Below are 24,277 nucleotides of genomic sequence, written 5' to 3' on the forward strand. Positions count from 1 at the left end.
TAGGAATGATTGTGTTTGTTTATGTTGCAAGCTTGCGGCGGTTCGCCTAGATACCTCGACTTCGCTCGGTATGATGAGAGTTAGTATTTTCTTTTCTCTAATATCGTTACAAAAGTCACAGCTACAATACCATCATCCCGACCGCAGTGGAGGGATCTAGCGGAACCCGCGCATAGTGGTTAAGTCGTACCACCAACCAATTCCTAATTACTAATTAAAAAGAACGGCTGTACCGATCCACTCGATACAGCCGCCCTTAATTACTGATTGCTAATTCCTACACTTTATTACGCATTGCTGATGCAGACGCTCATGGTCGTGCCGTTGCTGAGCGTGCCGCTGTACGACGCGATACCGCCGCTGAGCGTTCCGCCGACCTTGAACTCGACCTTGATCTTGCCTTTCGCGCCCTGGATTACGTATTCGATATTGCCCTGGGCCTTTTCGCTCGAGCTGACCATGGTAGCGGTTGCGCCGATACCCTTATCTCTGCGAATTCCGGTAAGCTTCTTCATCCAGTTATAAATAGAATCGGATTTTTTCATTTGCGTTTCTACGCTGTCGATAAGGCTTACGTTCGCGCCCCAAAGTTCGAGCGTGTAGGTATCGTAGCCGATAGCAAACGACGCGTTGCCGCTGTCCTTCCACTTCATGGGCTGACGGTATACCCTATCCTCGTGCGAAGCACTCGCCGTGGACGAGGTCGAGCCGGTGTCGAGCGTGTACTGCATAACGCCGTCCATACCGATCTCGTCGCCGTAGTATATCCAGCTGAGACCGGGAAGGGTCATGTTTGCCGCATAGTACATTTTAAGAAGGATATCCGAATCCTTAACGTTCTGTGCGGTAGAAATCTTTTTATATTCATCACCGTTATCGCTACCGTACGACAGCCATACGCGGTTGCGCGCGCGCGGCATATCGTGGTTGGAAGTGAATTGGCCGCCGACGTACTTAGGGTTGAACGCCGAGAACAATTGCTGTCCGCGTTTGTAGTAGGTGGTGATATTGGCGATCGAGCCTTTGCTGCCACCGTTCGCAACGCCCGAAGCGCAGGCGATGCCGCGAGGGATAGCATAGTAAAGGTTGAAGTCGAACTGACTGTCAATGCCCTGATAGAAGCCCGCGATACGTGCGTCCCAACCGTCGAGCGTTTCGCCTACGACGAAAGCGTTGGGATACTTGCTTTTAAGTCTGTGATTGAACTCACGGTAGAAGTTGAAGTTACGGCGCGCGTCGTAAGAATAATCGCCGTCGGGGCCGTTGTCGTCTACGTAGTCGTAGTTGACCTTGCCGTTAGCCGACGCGCCGTCGGCAAACTTTCTGCTGCCGCTGAGCGAGTTACCTTTGCCGACAACCTCGTTCTTCATGTAAATATGCTTAACGGCGTCGAGACGGAAACCGTCGAGACCGTATTGCATCCAGTAATCGCATACGTCGAGAATTGCGTCGCGCACCGGCTGATAGTCATAGTTGAGCTCGGGCATGGTGTCGAACGACGAATAGTAGTAGTAGCCGTAAGAGTCGCCTATCCACTGTTTTTGGTCGGCGGCGGAGAGCTGTTTGTATTTGTTCTCGTTGATCCAGCTATAGAACTGACGATAATCTACAACCGTGCCGTCCTCGCGCGTTTCCTTAACGAGAGCCTGGGACTTGACGAACCACTCGTTGGCTTTGCTCGTATGGTTGAGAACGAAGTCCATAACGATCTTCATTCCTCTCTGGTGTACGCCGTCGACGAGCGCGCGGTAGTCCGCCGCAGTGCCAAAGCGCGGGTCAACCGATTTATAATCGTTGATATCGTAGCCGTGGTAGTTAGTGCTCTCTTGGAAAGGCGTAAGCCAGATAACGTCTATGTTAAGGTCTTTAAGGTAATCGAGCTTGCTGATTATGCCTTTAAGATCGCCAATGCCGTCGCCGTCGCTGTCGCAGAAGCTGGCGATAAAGATTTGGTAACCGACGCCAAGCTTGTCGGCATCGTCAACGCCTTTCGTCCAAACGGGATAGTTATTATCGTTGGTGCTCTTAATGAACATCGGGTTGCCGCTCGCGTCCTTAAAAGAAGCGCCCGTCTTGTCGTTATACGTAATGGCGGAGCCTGTCTGGATATTTGCGTACGGATTGTCTACCGAAACCGATGTATCATGATAATCCTTGCCATTACCTACGTTGAACTGCTTAACGAACCAATGTACAGAGCCGTCGTCTCTTACATACTGCTTTATGGGAAGATAGTTGTTATCGCCGTCGTTCTTCCAATAGCCTGTGCCCTTGCGAGTGCTTATCATGAAAAGCTGGAAGCCGATGGATGTAATATCATTGCCGTTTGCGTACTTGTCGTAACGCACGGAAAGCGCGGGGTCGCGCGGCTTTTGGTTTATGCCGTCCCAGCCTGCGTCATTATAGGTATGCGCAAGCTCTACGTCGTATACCGCACCGCTTTCATCGATCCAAGCGGCGTTGAACAAGCGACCTTCCTCGTTCTTCGGCCACAGCCAAAGACCCCAATCCTCGTAAACGGTAGATTTGACTGCATTGTTATAATCGGGCGCATCCGCGGAAAGCGTTGCCGACGGCGTTACTTCCTCACTCTCCTTGTGGTCGCCGCGAAGATAGTGTATGTACAGGTGACCGGGCTTTGACCAAGTGCTGATGTTTTTATCGTAATCGGACACCTGCGCCTCGACGAACTTAGCAGTAACCGTTATATTGCCGCTGATGATGGTTTTATCGTCGATTTTTGTTTCACCGTTAAACCAGCCCTCGAACTTATGGCGGGCATACGTAGGTTGAGGCAAAGTCTTGTTGTCGTCGCTGACAGACTTGCCTTGGGATACGGTCATGCTCTCAGAGCCGAGCTGTGCGCCACCCGCTTTGTCCTCAGCGCTGAGAACGAAAGTAATTGTATACGTTTTTCTGTCGCTTGTGCCGGGGTCATCCTCGCCGTCACCACGCGCGTCCTTGTTACACGCGATAAGCGGAAGCGCCAAGACAAAGCAAAGAATAAAAGCCAATGCTCTCCTGAATTTCATCACATTCCTCCATGCTGAAATTAATTGCTTATATAGTATACACCTGCAAAGTTGATTTGTCAATGGTTTTCACAGAAAAACGGACGGGATAAAAGTTCCCGTCCGCGCTCTCTATCATTATATATATGTATTATATTAATAGAATGTGGCGAATTTGACCGAGTAAATATCGCCGAGTATGATTTTGCCGTCGCACGACACGCCGACGTACGCATTGCCGACTATGTAGATATCGCCGCAAATGGAGCGGATGCTCCCGTCGAACAATGCGATATCGATTTTTACACGCTTACCGATATTGGTCGCGAACAGTTGTTTCCACAGCCCGACGTTGTTCTCGGCGTTAAAGTCGGGCATTGGATCGGGAATATTGATCTCGACCGGGGTGTTTGTACATTCCATATTTATATATAACCTCCGTGATATATTATTTACGTACTGAAATAACTGCTCCGCGGCGAGTAGAAGCAGTGATTGCCTATGCGCGTGCGAAGGTAGCCGTTGTTATTGGGAAAGCTCGAACGGCAGGTCGACGAGTACGGATTGAAGAACCACAGCGCGTCGCCGGTGTCGTTTAGCCGTCCGCCGTTCATCGCCCACTGCGCAATGTCGTAGTGGACCTGTTCAGGCGTGAGGTTGTAAATGCTCTGCTGCTGTTCGGTCGCGCACTCGAACTGGCGCGGCGCGAACACCACGTCGCGGATAGTGTTGTATCTGCCGTACTCGCCCTGAGTCTGGTTGACTCGGTTCATGATGACCGACGCAACAGCGCGCATACCCGCTTCGCCCTCGCCGCCCGCTTCGCACTTGATCAGCCTTGCCAAAAGTTCCAATTCGTCCATAGCACTATTATTTATGCGATGCTTTTATATGTTGTTACTTTTTTTAAAATAAAAAGAGCGGCTTAACCGCTCTTAATTACTAATTAATATTATCCCCTAAACTGCCACTTCTCCAAATCGACCACGCCGTCCTTGACTTCCACGCCCTCGCTTTCCAAAAGCCGCTGCTGTTCTTTTTCGCCGCCGAACGCGAAGTCGGGCGCGAGCCGCCCGCTTGCTTTAACCACGCGGTGGCAGGGCACGATACCTTGTTCGGGATTGACGTGCAGAGCGTTCCCCACTGCACGCGCCGCGCCGCGGTGTCCGCTCATCATTGCGATTTGCGCATAAGTTGCGACCGTGCCGCGCGGCACAAGCTTCACCGCGTCGTACACGTCGCGCGCGAACTTTGTAACTTCTCGCTCACGCATTTTCTCTGACCTTTGCCCTATCCAACATTTCGTCGAACAAAATCTTGCACTTCGCTTTTTTGTCGTCACGCACTATCTCGCCGACTTCGGGGACTTTGATAACACCCTTTAACGGGTTTTTAACGCTGTCGAGCGGAGCGCGGAGCGTGGCGTACACTTCCGACTGCTCGAAGCATCCGTCCGTTTTTTGCATAACGCAGTCTATAAGCCGAACCTTTTTGCAATAGCAGAGCGGACGCGTGCCGATTATCGTACAATTCTTTAAAGTCAAGTTCTCGGAATACCAGCCGAGGTACTCGCCTATAATAACGCAATTTTCAAGGGTGACGCCCTTGGCTTTCCACAACCCCTCGGTGGTGTCGATCTTGCTGTCCATGATTATAGCGCCTTCGGCATACTGAAAAGCGTATTTGCCTTTTATATCGAGCCGCCGCGCCGCTACGTTCTCTGCGCGAAGCATGAAATATTCCGACTTAGCCGAACTATCGGTTATGCGCACTCCGTCCGCGTTCCAGCCGAACTCGTCCGTGGCGATCTCGCAATCCTTGACGATGATATTTTTACATTCGCGTATCGCTCTTACGCCGTCGCCCTCTATCTTGCAATTAACAATTTCGAGTTCTTTCTCGCCGTAAAGCGCGAGTCGCTCGGTTATCGTTTGACTCTCAAGCCTCATTCGGGGATTCCTCGTTGGAATTATAATTATTTATATAGTCTATAGTTTGCTGTGCATTGGTTATATGCCGCATTTTGTATTTTTTAATTTTGCCCTTGTCGGTTTTTGCGGTCAGTGTGATCGTACCGCTAAGCAACGATTTTTCGTAGAACGCGCGGTGATAGGTCGTTTTTACTATATCCTTTATATATACGGTGTTGCGGTAATCCTTGCCACGGACCTTAATAACGACGCGGTCGGCATACACCGTATAAGTCTGCTCCGCACTGAACGATACGATTACCGATATCGCACCGAAGCATACTGCGATTGCGGCGAGTATTGCGCCGAGCGTGCCGCTGAACGCGCACAGTCCGCACAGCCCGCCCGCGATAACGAGCGTAATACCTATACGCGACAAAACAGCAAACCTGCGGTAAGCTTTATAATTCATAACGTATTGAAACATTATTTTGTCTTGCTGCTCGGGCATTTTATATAACCCCCGTAGTGATCAATAAATAAAATATATAAAGGATCGGCGGAATAGCGTTGAGCGCGTAAATACCTACGAGTGCGCCCTTCCTCTCGCCCAGCTTGTTTTTAATAAACATCATACTGAGCGTAGTCACCGTAGCTATCGCGCCGAAAATCATCAGCCACATGGAGTCGGTATTGAATATATAAATATTCGACTCATTGGGCGGGAATGAAAACACGTCGGTTACGAAAAGTATAGCGAAGTTGAAAATGTTCGAGCCGATGATATTGCCCGCCGCCGCGTTGAAGTTACCGCGGTGGCAAAGCGTTATCGAAGAAATCAGCTCGGGCAGGCTCGTTGCCACGCCGAGGAAGAGCGCGCCGGCGAACGTTTTTCCGAGGTTGAGCTTGTCCGACACTATGTCGGTAAGATAGGTCATTGCGATGGACGCGCCGATAAGCACGACCGCGCAAATCACAAACCGAATTATCGCTTGTTTGAGCGTTATGCCCTCATCTTTCTTTTCGTCCGACTCGCTCGTTTTGGGCGTTTTGCTGACGAACAGCACGTACAGCACGAGTATCGCCGGCGAAATGACCGAGAACCAAGTGAGCCTCATATATTCGCCGAGGGTAAGCCCTATAGCGATGAGCGCGTACATCCCCACTGCCACGCCGAGCGCGATATAGTAGAATGCGTTGAACTTGCCTTTTTTAAGTCCGCGCCCGAATATAAGAAGCATCACTCCGAAGAACGCGAGGTTGATAAGGTCGGAGCCGAGAATATTCCCGATTATCATCGAGTTTTCGTGCACGACCCAAACCGCCGTAAGCGAAGTGAATAGCTCGGGCAAGCTCGTGACCGCGGCGAGCATTACGCCGCCGATGAACGCGCCCGAAATATTGCTCTTGGCGTCGATAACGTCCACGTACTTGCCGAGCTTTGTCGACAAGAACACAAGAAGCGCTACCACTAAAATATATCCGATATAAACCAACCAATCGGGCATTATAACTAAAAATCTCCTAAAAAGCGTTATATTGACTGCGCAGTCGCGCGTCAGACGGGCAAGCAGCCAAATGCTGCGCGACGCTTTGCTTGCGTTCTCACTTCTATATTGTGAGATGATTGCAACAATTCAGCCTGTGGCTGCGACGGGAATGTAGACCCGCCTACATGACCAAGCTGCCGAGCCAAGCGTAGCCCGTATCACGCGATGAATGCGCGGTCAATCTTTATAATTATTGGGAATATACTTGCGCACCCTAAGCGGGATACCCAGCTTTTCGGCGAGCGCGCGGCACTCCGCTATATCGCTCTCGCCTATCGTGTCGACGACGGTGAACACGGTATCTATGCCTTGCTTTTTACAGCCGAGCGCAAAGTCGATCACTCCGCCGTGCGCCTTTAATCCGTAAGTCGAGTTAGTAAGCTCGTAATACTTCTGCGCGTTGTGGTTATTGAGCGACACCGACGCGGTATCGATAATATCTTTGAGCTCGGGCGTTATGTCGCGCCCCGCAGCAAGACTGCCGAGTCCGTTGGTGTTCAGCCGAGTTTGGTAGCCCATTTCCTTAAAGAACGCCGCGCACTCTTTGAGCACAGCAAGGTTTTCGGTCGGCTCGCCGTAGCCGCAAAACACGACTTCGTATTTCGTCAGCTTGTCTTTGAGCTCAGCGAACTGTTCTATGACCTCGTCGGTCGTCGCGTCACGGTCGAGCCACAACGGCGTGTCCTTTACCCCGTCGCCCGTTAGGCGTATGCAGAACGAACAGGCGTTGCCGCACTTGTTCGTTAGGTTTACGTACGCGCCGCCGTCCAGAATGTAAACGTAGTTATTCATTATTCAATGTTGAACGCTCTTTTGGTATTGGCATTGGTCGCCTTCTCGATTTCGGCGTACGACACGCCTTTGAGCTCGGCGAGTTTTTTTGCGACGAGCGCAACGTTTCTGGGATAGTTGAGCTCGGTCTCCGCGCCCGCAGGCACGAGATACGGGCTGTCCGTTTCGACGAGAAGCCTGTCGAGCGGAACCGCTTCCGCCGCGCGGTGCAGGTTTTTGGCGTTGCGGTAAGTGAGCGTGCCGCTGAACGAAACATAAAAGCCTTTCTTTACGGCGATCTCGGCGACCTCTGCGGACGACGAGAAGCAGTGCAGTATCGCGCCGTTCGGGAAATCGCGGGTTCGAATGAAATCTGTGAACTCGCCGTAGCCGTCACGGATATGGTAGACCTGCGGAAGTTCGAGCTCGCGCGCAAGGTCGTACTGCGCTTTCATTGCCTGCATTTGAAGTTCGCGCGGACTGCCCTCGCGGTGGAAGTCGAGCCCGAACTCGCCTATCGCAACTACCTTTTTGTTCTTTGCAAGCTCAGCTAAGATTTTAAGGTTTTCGGGCGTGACCGTTTCGGGATAGTACGGGTGAACGCCCACCGTCGCGTAGATATTGCCGTGGTTATCCGCAAGCTTCACGCATTGCCGCGAAGTCGGTACGTCGCACCCTACGCATACTATATATTCGAGCTTGTCCTTTTTCATGCCGTCGATAATGGTTTGCGCGCCGCCCTCTGGCAGAAAAAGTTCGTCGTAAATATGCGCGTGACTGTCTATCAGCATATCTTATCTCCCGCTTCGCCGCTGGGCTCGACAAGCTTAGGCAAGCCGTCCGCGCCGACCGCGCACAAGAGCATACCCTCAGACATTATTCCGCACAGCTTGGCGGGTTTGAGGTTGGCGACGAGCGCGGCGGTCTTACCGACGAGATCCTCGGGCGCGTACGCCTGCGCAATGCCGGAAACTATCGTTCTGCGCCTTTGCCCGTCGAACACGGTAAGCTTCAAAAGCTTTTTCGCCTTTTCCACCTTTTCGCAAGCCTCGATCTTTACCACGCGAAGCTCGGTCTTGAAAAAGTCGTCGATCGTTATTTCGGCAGGCTGCTCGTCCGTCTTTTCCTCGGCGGGCGCTTTCTTATTTTCCTTTTCGGCTATTTCTTCCAATTCTTTAAGCTCCTTTTTGATGTCGAGCCTGTTCAGTATGGGCTCGATCTCGGTCGTGGCGTAGCTCTTTACAACACCGTACTTCGCGTTATCGAAGTTCTCGGGCACGGGCAAGCCCAGACCGAAGAATATGCGCTTGGGGTAGTTCGTAATAAACGGAAGCAAGAGGTTTGCGCAAACGCGTATGCCCTCTAACAGATTGTACATAACGGCGTTGAGCCTTTCTTTGTCGCCCGTCTTATTGAGTTCCCACGGCTTGTTCGCGTCGATATACTTGTTTGAAAGATCGATAAGCGCGAAAATCTTTTCGAGCGCCTTGTTGATCTCGGGCTTAGCCATGCACGTGCGAACTTCACCGAGCACGCCGTCGATAGCGGCGGCGTACGCCTTGTCGGCTTCGGCGAGCGCGGACCTTTCGACCTTGCCGTCGAAATACTGCTTGCTCATGGCGAGCGTGCGGCGGACGAGGTTGCCGAGGTCGTTTACAAGGTTGTTATTTATTGCCGAGAGCATGAGCTCGTTGGTATAGTTGCTGTCGTCGCCGAACGGCATGGACGAAAGCAGATAGTATCTCAGCGCGTCCACGCCGTACCTGTCGGTAAGGATGAACGGGTCGACTACGTTGCCCTTGGACTTAGACATTTTGTCGCCGCCGAACATTATCCAGCCGTGACCGTAGATACGCTTGGGCAGCGGAATATCGAGCGCCATGAGTATGGCGGGCCACACGATAGCGTGGAAACGCACGATCTCCTTAGCCATTACGTGCATATCGCACGGCCAGTATTTTTTGTACTTGTCGTCTTTGCCGCCGTAGCCGAGCGCCGTTATATAGTTGGGCAGCGCGTCTATCCACACGTAGATAACGTGCTTAGGGTCGAACGGCACGCGAATGCCCCAATCGAACGAGGTGCGCGTTACGGCGAGGTCGGTAAGACCTTTGTCGATAAAGTTGTTCACCATTTCCTTAACGCGCGAATCGGGTTGAAGGAAGTCGGTTTCAGTCAAAAGCTTGCGCACGCGGTCGGCGTACTTGCTGAGACGGAAGAAATAGCACTCCTCTTTTGCGTCGCGGACCTCGCGCCCGCAGTCGGGGCACTTGCCGTCAACAAGCTGAGAGCTTGTCCAGAACGACTCGCACGGCTCGCAGTATTTGCCGCTGTATTCCGATTTATAAATTTCGCCTTTTTCGTAAAGCTTTGTGAAAAGCTCGGCGACCGCTTTTTCGTGGTCCTTGTCGGTCGTGCGGATAAACCCGTCGTTGCTTATGTCCATGCGTTTCCACAACGCCTTTATGCGATCGGCGAGCCCGTCGACGAACGCCTGCGGCGACAAGCCTTTTTCTTCCGCCGCCTTTTGCACCTTTTGCCCGTGCTCATCCGTGCCCGTAAGATAGTACACGTCGAACCCGTCCATGCGCTTAAACCGCGCGATCGAGTCGCACGCAACAGTCGTGTAGCAGTGCCCTATGTGTAAGGCTCCGCTCGCGTAATAAATGGGCGTAGTAATATAAAAAGTAGGTTTCTTTTTCATAGTGTTATCCTTTAATTCCTAATTAACTTTATTCGCTCCGCAGCGCTTCGACGGGGTCTTTCTTAGCGGCGAGCCGCGCGGGGATAAGACCGGATATGAGCGTAAGAACTATACTTATCGCTATCATTATGACCGCCGAAAGTATGGGCAGCGACGCTATCGTGTAAATGCCGACGAGACTACCTACTATAAGGTTGATTATGAGCGAGATCAAATAGGTAACGGCAATGCCGATAACGCCCGACGTTCCACCGATAATGAACGTTTCGGCAATGAACAGCGCGGAAACGTCGCGCTTCCTGCCGCCGAGGCTTCGAATAACGCCTATCTCCTTTATGCGCTCGATGACCGATACGTAGGTGATGATCGCTATCATGACGGTGGACACTACAAGCGACAGCGCGGTGAACGCGACTAGCGCGATCGTGATTATCTCGATAAAGTCGTTTACCATATTGATAATAAGTTCGAGATTATCGGTATACTTGATTTCTTCCCTGTCGGTAATAGAATCGCCGTTTACGATTATTTCCCCGTCGAGGTCGTTCCATTTATCGAGATACTCGGTAACGTTGTCTTTGTAGTCGAAGTTTGTCGGGTATATCGCGATCTGATTGGGCGTATCGACGCCGCCGAGCTCGTACAGCATGAGCGCATACGACTTGACCGCGCTCTCGCTCGTCGAGTTGCCCGCCGCGCCCTGCATCATGCTGAGCATTTGCGACATCATGTCCTGACCGCCAACGAGCGACGTGCCGGTATGCTCCTCGCCGTCGTGGTGATACTTATAATTAAAGGTTATGCCGTAGCGCACGCCACCCATTTCGTAGCACTGAATGCTCGAAAGTTCTTTCGACTTTGCGAGCTTGACGATTTCCGACTTCATGCCGCTTTCGATGACCTTTTCGGTAAGCTTTTGCGTGTGATAGAACCCGCTGTTCAAACAGCCGTACGAAACGCTGTCCTTGCGTCTGAGCACCGCCGTAACTTTGAGATCGATACCACCTTTCCAATCCTCGCCCGCGGTGCCGTAGTACGAACCCATCCACTGCGTGGTCGTGCCACCGTTAGCCACGGGAAGGTCTATTGCGCGAACGTTGCCGAATATCGTATCGTTGGGATACCAAGTGAACGTTTTATCCATGAGCGCGTCGTAGGTGATAGACGGCACTTCGAGATTCTCATCGTACTTCTCGGCGGAGGATTCGTTATCGGGCAGATCCTTGACCGCGCCGTATGCCATATTCAAAAACTGTGCTTGGCTTAAATACCCGAACTGCGCGAGCGTAAGGTCGGCAAGCGCGTAGTCGCTGTTTACGACTATCATTATCTCGTTCGCTTCGGTGGGGAACTTGCTCTTGCTCGGATCGGACACTATGTCGTACTGCGAAAGCACAAACTCCTCGTCGCCGGGCAGCTGCGAGAACTTTTCCGTGAACATGGGTATGTACGACGAATACGACTTGAACTCGGTCTGCCCCAATAGATCGGTATACATGGCAAGAGCCGTCGTCAGCGAGAGCTTGGTGTTGCCGTATTCTTCCAGATCGAAATCGGTATACAGGTTATTGGAAAGATTGATGCCGTACGTTGCGTTGATTGCCCTGTAATACTCCTCGGGCATAGCCTTAACGTAGTCGAGATACTCGTTCTTTATATTGTTCTTAATAATGGACGACTCCACCGACGATCCGCGCTTGGCAAGCTCGGCGATAAGCCCCTGAACGTTGATACCCTCTTTGGTATCCGTGTTGTCCTTTAACGCTTCCGCCTTTTCGGTCGTCATCATGCCCGACATAAGCGCTTCCATATCGAGCGCCTCGGTGCTTATCGTTACGGGGTTGCCCGAAAGCATATCGTCCTGCATATCGTGTATGAAGCCCTGCACGCCCGACGATACCGCAAGCACCGTCGCAACGCCGATTATACCGATAGAGCCGGCAAAGCAAACGAGTATCGTGCGCTTGAGTTTGGAAAGTAGGTTCTTCCCCGAAAGCTTGAACGCGCTCCAAAACGTGAGCCTTGATTTTTTCGAAACGTTCTTCTTGGGCTTTTTAGCGGGAGCGGAGATTTCGTCCGTAGGCTGCTCCGCCGCTTCGTCCGTGGTGTTCTTGTCTGTGTTTTCGTCCGCGGTTTGCTTCGGTTCGCTTTCCGCGTCGAACGGGTCGCTGTCTGACAGCACCTCGCCATCGAGAAGCTTGACTATGCGCGTGGAATAGCGTTCGGCGAGCTCGGGGTTGTGCGTTACCATTATTACTAGGCATTCCTGCGCGACCTCGCGGATAAGGTCCATTATCTGCACGGACGTTTCGCTGTCGAGCGCGCCCGTCGGCTCGTCGGCTAAGAGTATTTCGGGATTGTTGACGAGCGCGCGCGCAATAGCCACGCGCTGCATTTGTCCGCCCGAGAGCTGGTTGGGTTTTTTATGATACAAGCCCGCCAGCCCGACCTTGTCGAGCGCTTCGTGAGCGCGGCGCACGCGCTCCGATTTTTCCACGCCCGAGATGTTGAGCGCGAGCTCGACGTTCTCGGATATGGTTTGGTGCGGGATAAGGTTGTACGACTGGAACACGAAGCCTATGCGGTGGTTGCGGTACGTATCCCAATCGCGGTCGGTGTAGTTCTTGGTGCTCACGCCGTCGATGACGAGATCGCCGTCGGTGTAGTGGTCGAGCCCGCCGATAATGTTTAAGAGCGTGGTCTTGCCGCAGCCCGACGGACCGAGTATCGACACGAACTCGCTCTCGCGGAACGACAGGCTCACGCCCTTTAATGCGTGGACCTTTTCGTCGGCTACAATATAGTCTTTAACGATATTCTTTAATTCAAGCATAGTCTAACCTCTATTCGTTCCGTTAATCTTAATATTATACTACGATTTTTCGAGATTGTAAAGCAAACCTACTTCTTTTGAAAAAGAAGTAGGCAAGAAAACTTTACGTTGTATATTTTGAGCTTGTTTTACCTCACAGCTCTTTTTGTCATTCTGAGCGTAAGCGAAGAACTCTGCGTTTTCAACGGAATAATTTTACGGTGCGTGCCGATACTATTAATAAACTACTAACGGAGGAAAATTATGAGCCTTAAACAAAAAATTCAGTCAATAAAAAAGAAGCTTACGCGCAATGCGAAAAAGCTTAGAAACAAACTCGCCGACGCCGAGCTGGGCGCGGACGAGGTCGTGAAAAAGGAAGTGTACCCGCCCAAGAAAACGGCGAGCGCAAAAGCGAAAACGACTTCGACCAAAACGACCAAAGCTTGCGCAAGCAAAAAGCCGAGCGAACGCACTCGCCCGACTAATAATAACTATACTATGATAGATAGAGATAACGACAGCTGCGACTGCGGAAAAAGCTGATTACAGGGAATAGGGCACAGGGGTCAGGGTACAGGGGTGCGGCGACGCCGAACTAAGGTCAATAAAATTAAACCTTCCCTGTACCCTGCGCCCTACGCCCTGTTCCCTATTATATTACTGTACAACTCGCACACCTCTTTAAACGAGGGTATGCTCTCCGCCGCGCCGCGTCTTGACACGGTGATAGACGACGCCTTGGTCGCGAACATACACGCTTCCTTGAACGAGTACATTCCCACGTGCGGATAGGTAAGCGCGAGCGCGCCGACGAACGTATCGCCCGCGCCCGTCGTGTCGACGACGTTGGTCTTTATCGCGGGGATGTGCGCGTAGATCCTGTCGTCGTCGGAAATGACCGAACCGTTCGCGCCGAGCGTTATTACTACGTAATGCACACCGCGCGCGTGGAATTCGCGGAGCGCCGCGACCCGACTCGCTTCGTCCTTGGGATCTATGCCCGTGAGTATCTCGGTCTCGGTCTCGTTGGGAATTATTATATCGATATTGGGATAGAAATCTTTGGGCAGCTCTTTTGCGGGCGCGGGATTGAGTATTGTAGTCATGCCGAGCGAGTGCGCCTTTCTAAGCGCGTACCCGACCACGTACATCGGGACTTCGAGCTGGCAAACGAGAGTGTCCGCGCTCGTCGCGTTCATGAGCGCTTCGTCGACGTCCGTCTTGCTGAGCCCGAGGTTGGCGCCGCTGTAAACCATTATTCTGTTATCCTTGCCGCAGACCGTCACTATCGCCGTGCCCGTGCTGCGGTTTACTCTGTCCACAAACGTGGTGTCGACTTCGAGCTCGTCCATGCGCTTGATGAGCTCGGCGCCCACGGCGTCCTTGCCGACCTGCCCCACCATCTTGACCGACTTAATGCCAGAGCCGCCGCGCTGCGCGAGCCGCGCTATCGCTACCGCCTGATTCGCGCCCTTGCCGCCCAAGCCCATTTGGCAGCCGTCTGCAATGAGCGTTTCGCCCTTTTTGGGGAACCGCTCGACCTCAATCGAAATATCGTTATTGATACTGCCTAATACGTATATCATTTGCTCTCATCCTCGCTTTGGGGGTCGACCGCGGCAGACTTAACAAGGCTCTCGCCGCTTTTTTTGCGCGCCGACGACCTGCGCTTCTGCTCGTCCGCTATCTTCTCCATCGCCTCGCGCTGTGAGCCCGACGGCGACTTAATGGAGAACGCTATGTTAGTAAGATGGTCGGCGATACGTTCGAGCGCGCTGATTATCGAATAGAAATGCGTGCCGCTCTCGACGGTACAGCCGCCCGCGTTGAGCCGCGTAATATGGTTATTGCCGAGCAAGCGTTTGGTCATGTCGACTTCCTGCTCGCGCTCGGCGAACGCGTTCAGCCGATCGACCGCGCCGTTCTCGAAAATGTACATAGCCTCGTCGAACATGGTCATGACCTTGTCGTACATATCCTCGATCTCGTCTTTTGCGTCCTGCGTGAACGCGCAGTCGTTTTCGCGCATATTCTCGGCGTCTTCCATGAAGTTCTCGGCATGGTCGGCTATACGCTCTATGTCGCCCACCACGTGATGGAGCGTACCCACGACCTTCTCGTCAGAACGCGTGAGCGACTGCGACGAAAGCTTGATAAGATACTTCGTTACGCCTTTATTGATAAAGTTAATGCGTTCTTCCTCGCGCGCTACCTTGTCGCGCTCGCTTACGTCGAGCGTGAGCACCGCGACCATGGCGCGTTTGAGATTGGCTTTCGCCATGTCAGCCATGTGATCGACCTCGCGCTTGACCTGCGCGACCGCAATGGGCGGCGTTTGCAAGAACCGCTCGTCGATAAAGTACGTATGCGGCGCTTCCTCGTCGCCGCCGCGCTTTTCGCGCACGAGCCGCGACGCGAGAACAGTAAGCGGCTTGATGAACGGAACGAGAAGAAGGGTCGTGAGCACGTTGAAGAACACGTGGAAAAGCGCGACCTGCATTTGCGCGTTGCTGCTCAAATGCTCGAACAGCCACACCACGCCGTCGGTGAATATCCAAATAAATATAGTAAATATCGTCGTGCCGATAACGTTGAACAGCAAGTGAATGAGCGCCGTGCGCTTGGCGTTGGTGCTCGCGCCGATAGACGCTATCTGCGCGGTCACGCAAGTGCCTATGTTCGTGCCGAGTATGACGAACAGTGCGCTCGCCATGGGAATAATGGGCGCGCCGCCGTTTACGGGCGCCGCCATGGTAACGACGAGCGCCGTCATCGCCGCCGACGACTGGAACAGCGCGGTAAATACCAAACCGATAAGTATGAGCACGAGCGGGAAATCGACAACGCGGAATAAGTGCTGCAACCCCGCCGAAATGACGTCATTCTTGAACGCGCCGCTCATGCTTCCCAAGCCGACGAACATAAGCCCGAGACCGGCTATCGCCGAGCCGACTTTCTTAACGGTGTCGTTCTTAAAGAACATCATCATGATGACGCCGATAAACGCAAGAATGGCGAAGTACGAGCTTATGTTAAAGCCGGACAGCGCGATAATAACGCCCGTAAGCGTAGTACCTATGTTCGCGCCCATGATGATAGAAGTCGCTTGAAAAAGCGTCATAAGCCCCGCATTGACGAAACCAATGACCATAACGGTAGTCGCCGCCGACGAGTTGACGAGCACGGTCGCGACCGCGCCGACACCGATGCCGGCAAACCGATTGTTGCTGATCTTACCGAACAGCTTACGCATACCCTTACCGGCGCTGCGTTCCAATCCCTCGCTGAGCATCCTCATGCCTATCATGAGCACGCCCAACCCGGCTATTAGCGACAAAACACTGACTACGACTTCCAAACGAATTATCCTATGGAACTGACGTTTAAGTGACGCGAGCAAGATTGCGCGGGCAATTTTCGTGATGCGAATACAATACGTTGTGCTCGTAGCAGCGCTACGGGCGCGTTGTATTGTAGCACGCAGCGCGGAAATTGACAGCAAGATTGCCGCACGAACTTAATCGGAAGTTCCTAATGTATAGTATGTTTTAATTGTACTATACAGTCACATTTTTGTCAAGTGAAATATGGTGAAAGAGCCTTGTGCCCTACTCTATCTCGAAGCCGCAAACGACCGTTTGGCTGAGGGTTATGAGCTCGGGTGAAACGTCGTCGCCGCCGAAGCGCGCGGCTTTGAACATGACGGGGGAAGCGTGTTCGCCGTCCGCATACTCGGTCTTTACGAGCGCGCCAAGCTTTACGCCCGCGGCAGATGCTATCACTTCCGCGTCCTCTCTTGCCGCTTTTACCGCCTCGGCGAGAAGCTCGGCCTTATCGTTGCCCGCGTACTCGAACGACACGCGCCAATCGCTGTCGAGCTTACCGAGCTCGTCGGTCGTTTTATTGACCGCTTCGCCCTCGCGCGGCAGAACTATCCAAAGCGTGCGCGACGCGCGGTAGCCTTTTACCTTAGCGCCGTCGTATACCGCGCCCACGGTTATGCCGCCGCCGCGAATGTTTACGCCGCCCGTATACAATGCGGTTTTAGCCTTGTCGCATTTTTCGTTAGCGATCTTCACCGCTTGCGCGTAGCTGCCCGCTTCGCCGCGCGCAGTCACCGTTATTCGTACTTTGTTGGGTTCGACCTGTTTGGTCGCCGTTTTCGTTACAGTAATGATTTTTTCCATAATAAACTCCTTAAAAAATTCGTAATTCGTAATTCGTAATTATTGAGCGCTTCGCGCTGACTTAATAATATATCCTTTAATTACGCATTACGCATTCCTAATTACGCATTAATTCTTAGCCCTTTCGGGTATTTGTTTTTAAGCGCGAGTTCGCCGTTGCCCGACGGGGCGCACTTTACGAGCCCGAGCGCATAGCCTTTATACGTAGCGATAAGATTGCCGCGCGGCGCGGTCATATATATTTCCTTACCCGATATATACTCCGCCGCGTGTTCGCCGAGCTCGACCGTACCGAACAATGCCGCTTGTTCTCTGCTAAGCGCGTGAGTGAGCGCGTGCGACGGTTCGTTGCCGTCGAATACGGGCGTGCCCGCGCGGATAACGTTGAGCCCTTTCGTGTCGGGTACGCAGAGCGGAAGTATCACCCTCCCGCCTATATCGTTGACTTCCAAGCTAAGGCCGCCGAGCTTAACTTTATTTTTCTTGCTGCGCATAAGCGGTTTATCGCAGTCCGCCGCTTCGCTCGTTTTTTGCAAAACGCAATAGAAATGCCCTTCGCCGTCGAAGCTCATGGGATACACCCGCCGCGCTTCCTTTACGTCTATTCCGCGCTCGCTGCCCGCTTTAAGCTCTATATCCACGGGACTCATGCCCAGTGCCTGCAAGTAAAGTATATTGTCCTCGTTCTCCTCGCGCGCGAACGTGCAAGTGCTGTATAGCATATACCCGCCCTCCCGCAAAAGATGCACCGCGTCGGCAAGTATTGTGCGCTGGCGCGCCGCGCAGCCGTTAACTATATCGCGCGTGAACGGAACTTCCTCGTACCGCATCATGCCGCCGCCGCTGCACGGCGCGTCGACTATAAGCGAATCGAAATACCCGTCGAACCCTGCCGCGCGAAAATCCTTCGCCGTGTTGCAGGTGACGACCGCATTGCTTACGCCCAGCCGCTCGATATTCTCGACGAGCGCGTGCGTGCGCTTGTAGTCGGGGTCGTTGCAAAAAATAATATCCGACTTATTAAACGCAGCCGCTTGCGTGCTCTTGCCGCCCGGCGCGGCGCACAGGTCGAGCACCCTTCTTCCTATATAATTCTCGAACGCCGCGACCGCCGCCGACGCGCTCGGCTCTTGCATATAATAAAGCCCCGCATGATAGAACGGATCTAGCGACGGCTTGATATCCGTATAGAACGCCGCACTGCACAACGGATTGCTTTTAAGCTCGCCGAACGCCGAAAGGAATTCCGCGATACCCGTTTTAAGCGTGTTCACTCGCAAGCCCTTGTGTCGCGGCTTACTCTCGTACGCTTGGATAAACTCATCGTACCGCGCGCCCAAAAGCTCTTTCATGTATTCGAAAAAATACGCGTTATCGGTCATCGCTTACACCGTAATCCACATTGTGTAAATATAAACCATAGGCAGGGGCTAATTCTTTAGCGAAGCTTCTGTCTTTTTTATTAATAAGCTCGGCAATATCGACTTGCTCGCCGCGCCCCGCTTTTAATAGCTGCGCTACGATTATTCGAACCATGTTATACAGAAACCCGTTTGCGGTTATGAAGAACTTGATAAACGCGCCGTCCTTTTCGAACCTCGCGTCGTAAACCGTGCGCGTGAACGTTTTAGCGCCGCCGCCAGACGCCATGAACGTGGAAAAGTCGTGCGTGCCGATAAGCCTACCCGCCTGCTCTTTCATGCGCGCCAAATCGGGCTCTGTCGGCAGCCGCAACGCGCGGTCGCTCAACACTGGCTGTTCCGCGCCTATATATAATAGATACATATAGGTTTTTTGCTTGGCGGACTTGCGCGCGTCGAAGTCGCTCTCCGCGTACTCGGCGCTGCTCACTCTTACAGAGCGCGGCAGGTACGCATTGAGCCCGCCGACCACGCGAGGAAGCTCTAAAACCTTTTCGCAGTCGAAGTGCGCGATCTGCGCGAGCGCGTGCACGCCTGCGTCCGTTCTGCCCGAACCGACCACGCACACCTTTTCCCCGAACAGGCTAAACGCGGCGCGCTCCAACGCGTCTTGAATACTGTTTCCGTTCGGCTGGTGCTGCCAGCCGCAGAACTCCGTTCCGTCATAGCCTATCGTGATTTTGTAACGCATATTTTTTCTTCCTTCTTTGAAAAGAAGGAAGCGAAGAAACTTTTACTTTTTATAATCCGATAATTGATATAAAGCCCCAGCCGAGCCAGTTATATTTAAGGAAAAGTATACAAACGGTGATCGCGCACCAGCCGAGCAAGGCTATAAAATCGCCGACGTGGCATTTGAGCTTTTTCATGCGCGTTCTGCCCTTTGCGCCGCGATAACAACGACTGTCCATTGCGTCGGCGAGGTCGTCCGCGCGCCTGAACGCCGATACGAACAACGGCACGAGCACGGGGATCATAGCCTTTATCTTCTTGAACGGGTTGCGCGATTCGAACGCCGCGCCGCGCGCTTTCTGCGCGTTCATGATTTTGTCCGTTTCCTCGATGAGCGTGGGGATAAGCCGAAGTGCGATACTCATTATGAGCGCGAGCTCGTGCACGGGGAAATGCAATTTTTTGAGCGGCGATAACAGACTTTCCAGCCCGTCGCACAATTCGGTGGGCGTAGAGGTGAGCGTGAGCACCGTCGGCATGAGCACGAGCAATAGTAGCCGCCAACCGAGCTTAATCGCCGAGTAGATACCGCTCAGGTAGATATGGAATATCCCCCACTCGGCAAGCGGCGCGCTGTCCGCGTCGACGTAGAATATCATCATGAGCAGCGTTGTTATTATGAGAAGCGCGAGGATCATCTTCAAGCCTTTCAGCACTTTCAGGAACGGCACGCGCGACATGATTATGGTTATGAGCACGAACAGGGTCATGAACCCGAACGAGAAAAAGCTCTCACAAAAGAACACCGTTACGAGATACAGCACGAGTATTACCAGCTTGAACCGCGGGTCGGCGCGGTGGACTATCGAGTTTGACGGGTAGTACTGCCCTATCGTTACGTCACGCATGAGCCACCCCCGCTTTGTCGAGTATCGCCGACACGAGCTCGTCCTCGGTGATGACCGACTTATCTATATCTATGCCCTGCTCGTTAAGCTTAACGGCAAGCTCGGTCACGAGCGGAAGCTCCACTCCGCATTTTTCGAGTAGCTCCTGCGACCCGAACAGCTCGCGCGGCGTGAACACGCCCGTCACCCTACCGTGCGAAAGCACGGCTATCTTATTGCAGTAGGTAGCTATCTCGTCCATGTTATGCGAGATCATAACGACCGTCGGGCAGATCGATTGTATGCGCTTTACGAGCTCCATGATCTCGCGCTTGCCCACGGGATCGAGCCCCGCCGTCGGTTCGTCCAGTACGAGATACTGCGGGCGCATGGCGATAACGCCCGCGAGCGCGACTCTGCGCTTTTGCCCGCCCGACAGTTCGAACGGTGAACGCTCGGCTATTTGTTCGTAGTCGAGCCCGACGAGCTCGATAGCTTCCTTGGCGCGCGCGTACGCTTCGTCCTTGGACAGCCCGAGGTTCTTGGGACCGAACGCCACGTCGCTGACGACCGTGTCGTCGAAAAGCTGATGCTCGGGGTACTGGAAAACCATGCCGACCTTGGCGCGCACCGCTTTTAAGTCGAGCTTCTTTTTGGACAGGTCGATACCGTCGACTATGACCGTGCCGCTCTTTTTCTGCACGCGGGTGAGCGCGTTGAAGTGCGACACGAGCGTCGACTTGCCCGCGCCCGTCGTGCCGATTATACCGAAGAAATCGCCCTGCTCTATCTCCAAGCTTATATCGTGCAACGCCTGCGTCATGAACGGCATTTTGGGACTGTATATATATGATAGGGACCGAACTGAAATCATTGCTCGCCCCCTTTCGCCTTTAATGCGGTTGCGACCGCGACGGAAAACTCGTCGGGCGATAACGGACAGCCGATATCCAGCCCTTTATCTTTCAGTCTTTGCGCCACGCGCACGTATACGGGAAGATCGAGCCCCGCGCCCGTGAACACCTCGGGCGTAGCGAACAGCTCCCTGCCGCCGTCGCGAATGAGCTTGCCGTGTTCGAGTATGACTATTCGGTCTGCCGCCGCCGCTTCTTCCATGAAATGCGTTATCATGACGACCGCTACGTTCTCTTGCTTATTCAGCCGCTTGACGACTTCGAGCACTTCGCGCCGACCCTCGGGATCGAGCATACCCGTCGCCTCGTCGAGTATCATGAGTTCGGGCTTGATCGCCAGAACACCCGCGATCGCCACGCGCTGTTTTTGCCCGCCCGATAGGCGGAACGGTCCGCTCTTGGCGTGCTCGCGCATACCCACGCAGTCGAGCGCCCAGTCGACGCGCTCCTTGATCTCGGCGGGCGGCACGCCGAGGTTTTCGGGTCCGAACGCCACGTCGTCCTCGACAATCGTCGTGACCATTTGGTTATCGGGGTTTTGGAACACCACGCCGATCTTGCGGCGGATATCGTATAGGTTGGCTTTATCGGCGGTCGACAGCCCGTCGACCGTAACGTCGCCGCGGTCGGGAAGAATGAGCCCGTTACTAAGCCTTGCAAGCGTCGATTTGCCCGAGCCGTTGCACCCGACGAGCGCAACGAACTCGCCGCGCTCGATAGACAGATCGATAGCGTTTAGAGCCTGTATATAGTCGTTATCCCCGCTCGGGTACGAATAATCGACGTTTTTGAATTGCAATAACGGCATGGCTGAATTTTACCATGTTTTGCCATTCCATGTCAAATAATTTTTTTCCTTCTTTCTTGTGAACGAGAAAGAAGAACGGCGTAAAGTGATAAATACCGCAACAAAAATACTCGGGTGTAACAAAAAGTCAACCACCCGAGTAAACACACGAAACTAAAAGTTTCTTGGTTACTTCTTTTCAAAGAAGTAACTAACTATACGTACAACAACAAATCGGAATAAGTCGGGAACGGCCAAAGGTTCTTAGGCATAAGCACTTCGAGCCCGTCGCAGAACCCGCGAAGCTCCTGCATGGTCGCGAGAACTTTGGAATAGCAAAGGTTCGCTTCGGTTTGGAGATCCTTTTCGGTCTTGACTTCCAGCTGCGCCTTGTACAGTCTTTGCTCGGTGTCGTACGCGGCGGTAACGAGCTTTGCGACCTTATCGAGCAAACTCTTTTGCGCAGTCGCTTCCACACCGAGCGCGTTAAGCTTAGCGATATTATCGGCGAGCTCGGTCGTGAACGCAACGGCGGCGGGCAGGATCTGCTTCTGCGTGATGTCGCACATGGTCAGCGCTTCGATATTAATGACCTTGCAATAGTTCTCTAAAAGTATGTCCTTGCGCGCGCGCACTTCCGCGCCCGTGTAGATTTTGAGCCGCGCGAACAGCTCGATATTCTCGGGCGTGTCGTAGTGCGAGAGCGCTTCGGGCGTGCTTTTGAGATTTAAAAGTCCTCGCTTTTTCGCCTCCTCTACCCACTCGGCGGCGTAGTTGTCGCCGTTGAACACTATGCGCCTGTGCGCGATATACTCGCGCTTGATAAGCGCCTTCGCCGCTTTTTCGAACTCGGTTTTCTTGATCTTTTCGAGCTCGTCGGCGAACCCGTTAAGAACGTCGGCGACCGCAGCGTTGATCATGATGTTCGAGCACGCGATATTGATCGAGCTGCCGAGCGAGCGGAACTCGAACTTATTGCCCGTGAATGCGAACGGCGAAGTGCGGTTGCGGTCGGTCGTGTCCTCGTAGATAACTGGCACCGCCTCGACGCCCGTCGACAGCTTTGCGCCTACGTGGTTGCTGTATTCCTTGCCCTGCGCGAGCGTTTCCAAGAGATCGGTTATCTCGTCGCCGAGGAACATGGAAATGATCGCGGGCGGGGCTTCGTTCGCGCCCAAGCGGTGGTCGTTGCCCGCCGAAGCGACGGACAGGCGCAAAAGGTCCTGATGCTCGTCTACCGCTTTAATTACGGCGGTCAGGAACACCATGAATTGCAGGTTGTTTTTAAGGTCCTTGCCGGGGTCGAGCAGGTTCTCGCCGTCCGACGTGGAAATCGACCAGTTGTTATGCTTGCCCGAGCCGTTCACGCCCGCGAACGGTTTTTCGTGCAGCAAGCACACGAGATCGTGTTTCTTGGCGAGCTTGCGCATGACAGACATCGTCAGCTGGTTGTGGTCGGTCGCGATATTGACCGTCGAATAGATGGGCGCGAGCTCGTGCTGCGCGGGCGCGACCTCGTTGTGCCTGGTCTTTGCGAGGATACCAAGCTTCCACAGCTCGGCGTCGAGGTCCTCCATATATTCGAGCACGCGCGTTTTTATATGCCCGAAATAGTGGTCGTCGAGCTCCTGACCCTTGGGCGGCTTCGCGCCGAACAGCGTTCTGCCCGTGATTATTAAGTCGGGACGCTTTTTGTAGAGCTCGCGCGGAATAAGGAAGTATTCCTGTTCGGGACCGACCGACGGGAACACGCGGTCGGGCGTTTTGCCGAAGAATTTGAGTACGCGGCGCGCCGCGGTGTTAAGACTGTCCATGGAGCGCAGGAGCGGCGTTTTCTTGTCGAGCACCTGACCGGAGTACGCCATGAACGCCGTCGGGATGTACAGCACGCTGTCCTTGACGAACGCATAGCTCGTCGGGTCCCACGCCGTGTACCCGCGCGCCTCGAAGGTCGAGCGCAAGCCGCCCGACGGGAAGCTCGACGCGTCTGGCTCGCCCTTGATGAGCTCTTTGCCCGAGAAGTTCATAATGACCTTGCCGCCCTCGGCAGGCTGAATAAAGCTGTCGTGCTTTTCGGCGGTGACGCCTGTCATGGGCTGGAACCAGTGCGTGTAGTGGGTCGCGCCCTTTTCTATCGCCCAGTCCTTCATTGCGTTGGAAACGACGTCCGCCACCGCGGAAGATATGGGCTTGCCCGTTTTGATAGTGTCCTGCAACGCGCGGAACACGTCCTTGGGCAGTCGCTCGCGCATGACCTGCTCGTTGAACACCATCGATCCGAAAAGTTCGGGTACCTTAGTCATTTACATATCCTCCGTAATCGTTGAAATTGAACCCTGTTCACCGAAACGCTCGGTTAAGTGTCGCGCTAAGATTGCCAAGATGGGCACGTAAACTTGACCGTGAGTTTCACCAAAAAACGCTGTTGGCGAAAAAGCCCACAGCGCCATTGCTCTTGCAATTATTAGGTTCACCGTTATTATACGCGCACCGCCGAATAATTGTCAAGTATTTTCCCCCTACTTCTTTTGAAAAAGAAGTAAGCAAGAAAACTTTACGTTGGGGGAATATGTTTTAAACGAGTAAACCCCTCTCTTTGTCATTTCGAGGGTGGCGAGAAATCTCTTGAAACGGCTTGACTGCGAAAA

Annotated in this window: 21 protein-coding genes; 1 reads left to right on the plus strand and 20 read right to left on the minus strand. The window is 53.3% G+C overall.

Annotated features, from left to right (window positions below; genetic code table 11):
- Positions 1-287 precede the first annotated feature (287 nt).
- From HDT28_08550 to HDT28_08600, 11 genes are all read right to left on the minus strand, one after another.
- A complete protein-coding gene (locus HDT28_08550; GenBank protein ID MBD5132616.1) occupies positions 288-3,032 on the minus strand; it encodes a hypothetical protein in 2,745 nt (914 codons plus the stop codon).
- 135 nt (positions 3,033-3,167) lie between these two features.
- On the minus strand, positions 3,168-3,434 hold the full coding sequence (locus HDT28_08555) for a hypothetical protein (GenBank protein MBD5132617.1): 267 nt from the start codon (positions 3,432-3,434) through the stop codon (positions 3,168-3,170).
- Between the two features lie 29 nt (positions 3,435-3,463).
- Positions 3,464-3,874 carry a cell wall hydrolase gene (locus tag HDT28_08560; protein MBD5132618.1) on the minus strand — a complete coding sequence of 137 codons (411 nt, stop codon included), beginning with the start codon at positions 3,872-3,874 and terminating at the stop codon, positions 3,464-3,466.
- Between the two features lie 89 nt (positions 3,875-3,963).
- Positions 3,964-4,284 carry an MGMT family protein gene (locus HDT28_08565; GenBank protein ID MBD5132619.1) on the minus strand — a complete coding sequence of 107 codons (321 nt, stop codon included), beginning with the start codon at positions 4,282-4,284 and terminating at the stop codon, positions 3,964-3,966.
- Positions 4,277-4,960, minus strand: a complete 684-nt coding sequence (locus HDT28_08570) for a DUF3737 family protein (GenBank protein MBD5132620.1) — start codon at positions 4,958-4,960, stop codon at positions 4,277-4,279. Before HDT28_08570 ends, HDT28_08565 begins: the two co-directional genes overlap by 8 nt.
- Complete coding sequence (locus tag HDT28_08575; GenBank protein ID MBD5132621.1) at positions 4,950-5,393, minus strand: hypothetical protein; 444 nt, start codon at positions 5,391-5,393, stop codon at positions 4,950-4,952. The genes HDT28_08570 and HDT28_08575 overlap by 11 nt, the downstream gene beginning before the upstream one ends.
- A gap of 40 nt (positions 5,394-5,433) precedes the next feature.
- Positions 5,434-6,429: a sodium:calcium antiporter gene (locus HDT28_08580; GenBank protein ID MBD5132622.1), complete on the minus strand. Its 996-nt coding sequence runs from the start codon at positions 6,427-6,429 to the stop codon at positions 5,434-5,436.
- Between the two features lie 219 nt (positions 6,430-6,648).
- Entirely contained in the window at positions 6,649-7,263 is a 615-nt protein-coding gene (locus tag HDT28_08585) for a radical SAM protein (protein ID MBD5132623.1), read from the minus strand.
- A complete protein-coding gene (locus HDT28_08590; protein ID MBD5132624.1) occupies positions 7,263-8,033 on the minus strand; it encodes a TatD family hydrolase in 771 nt (256 codons plus the stop codon). Before HDT28_08590 ends, HDT28_08585 begins: the two co-directional genes overlap by 1 nt.
- Positions 8,027-9,946 carry a methionine--tRNA ligase gene (gene metG, locus HDT28_08595; GenBank protein MBD5132625.1) on the minus strand — a complete coding sequence of 640 codons (1,920 nt, stop codon included), beginning with the start codon at positions 9,944-9,946 and terminating at the stop codon, positions 8,027-8,029. Before metG ends, HDT28_08590 begins: the two co-directional genes overlap by 7 nt.
- A 28-nt stretch (positions 9,947-9,974) precedes the next feature.
- Positions 9,975-12,779 carry an ABC transporter ATP-binding protein/permease gene (locus HDT28_08600; protein ID MBD5132626.1) on the minus strand — a complete coding sequence of 935 codons (2,805 nt, stop codon included), beginning with the start codon at positions 12,777-12,779 and terminating at the stop codon, positions 9,975-9,977.
- 243 nt (positions 12,780-13,022) lie between these two features.
- Here HDT28_08600 and HDT28_08605 point away from each other — a divergent pair, with 243 nt between their 5' ends.
- Positions 13,023-13,304, plus strand: coding sequence for a hypothetical protein (locus tag HDT28_08605; GenBank protein ID MBD5132627.1), 282 nt, complete (start codon positions 13,023-13,025; stop codon positions 13,302-13,304).
- 92 nt (positions 13,305-13,396) lie between these two features.
- On the opposite strand, the gene rbsK is transcribed toward HDT28_08605, so the two are convergent.
- From rbsK to HDT28_08650, 9 genes are all read right to left on the minus strand, one after another.
- Complete coding sequence (gene rbsK, locus HDT28_08610; protein ID MBD5132628.1) at positions 13,397-14,347, minus strand: ribokinase; 951 nt, start codon at positions 14,345-14,347, stop codon at positions 13,397-13,399.
- Positions 14,344-16,119: a Na/Pi cotransporter family protein gene (locus HDT28_08615; GenBank protein ID MBD5132629.1), complete on the minus strand. Its 1,776-nt coding sequence runs from the start codon at positions 16,117-16,119 to the stop codon at positions 14,344-14,346. Before HDT28_08615 ends, rbsK begins: the two co-directional genes overlap by 4 nt.
- A 250-nt stretch (positions 16,120-16,369) precedes the next feature.
- Positions 16,370-16,948, minus strand: coding sequence for an SIMPL domain-containing protein (locus HDT28_08620; GenBank protein ID MBD5132630.1), 579 nt, complete (start codon positions 16,946-16,948; stop codon positions 16,370-16,372).
- A gap of 101 nt (positions 16,949-17,049) precedes the next feature.
- Positions 17,050-18,330, minus strand: a complete 1,281-nt coding sequence (locus HDT28_08625) for a hypothetical protein (GenBank protein MBD5132631.1) — start codon at positions 18,328-18,330, stop codon at positions 17,050-17,052.
- Positions 18,320-19,060, minus strand: coding sequence for a tRNA pseudouridine(38-40) synthase TruA (truA, locus tag HDT28_08630; GenBank protein ID MBD5132632.1), 741 nt, complete (start codon positions 19,058-19,060; stop codon positions 18,320-18,322). The genes HDT28_08625 and truA overlap by 11 nt, the downstream gene beginning before the upstream one ends.
- A 49-nt stretch (positions 19,061-19,109) precedes the next feature.
- Positions 19,110-19,949 carry an energy-coupling factor transporter transmembrane protein EcfT gene (locus HDT28_08635; protein MBD5132633.1) on the minus strand — a complete coding sequence of 280 codons (840 nt, stop codon included), beginning with the start codon at positions 19,947-19,949 and terminating at the stop codon, positions 19,110-19,112.
- Entirely contained in the window at positions 19,942-20,802 is an 861-nt protein-coding gene (locus tag HDT28_08640) for an energy-coupling factor transporter ATPase (GenBank protein MBD5132634.1), read from the minus strand. Before HDT28_08640 ends, HDT28_08635 begins: the two co-directional genes overlap by 8 nt.
- Positions 20,799-21,650, minus strand: a complete 852-nt coding sequence (locus tag HDT28_08645; protein ID MBD5132635.1) for an energy-coupling factor transporter ATPase — start codon at positions 21,648-21,650, stop codon at positions 20,799-20,801. Before HDT28_08645 ends, HDT28_08640 begins: the two co-directional genes overlap by 4 nt.
- Positions 21,651-21,844: 194 nt before the next feature.
- Positions 21,845-23,932, minus strand: coding sequence for a glutamine synthetase type III (locus HDT28_08650; GenBank protein ID MBD5132636.1), 2,088 nt, complete (start codon positions 23,930-23,932; stop codon positions 21,845-21,847).
- Between the last annotated feature and the right edge of the window lie 345 nt (positions 23,933-24,277).

It is taken from the genome of Clostridiales bacterium (assembly GCA_014799665.1).
In the GTDB taxonomy this organism is placed as follows: Bacteria; Bacillota; Clostridia; order Christensenellales; family Pumilibacteraceae; genus Anaerocaecibacter.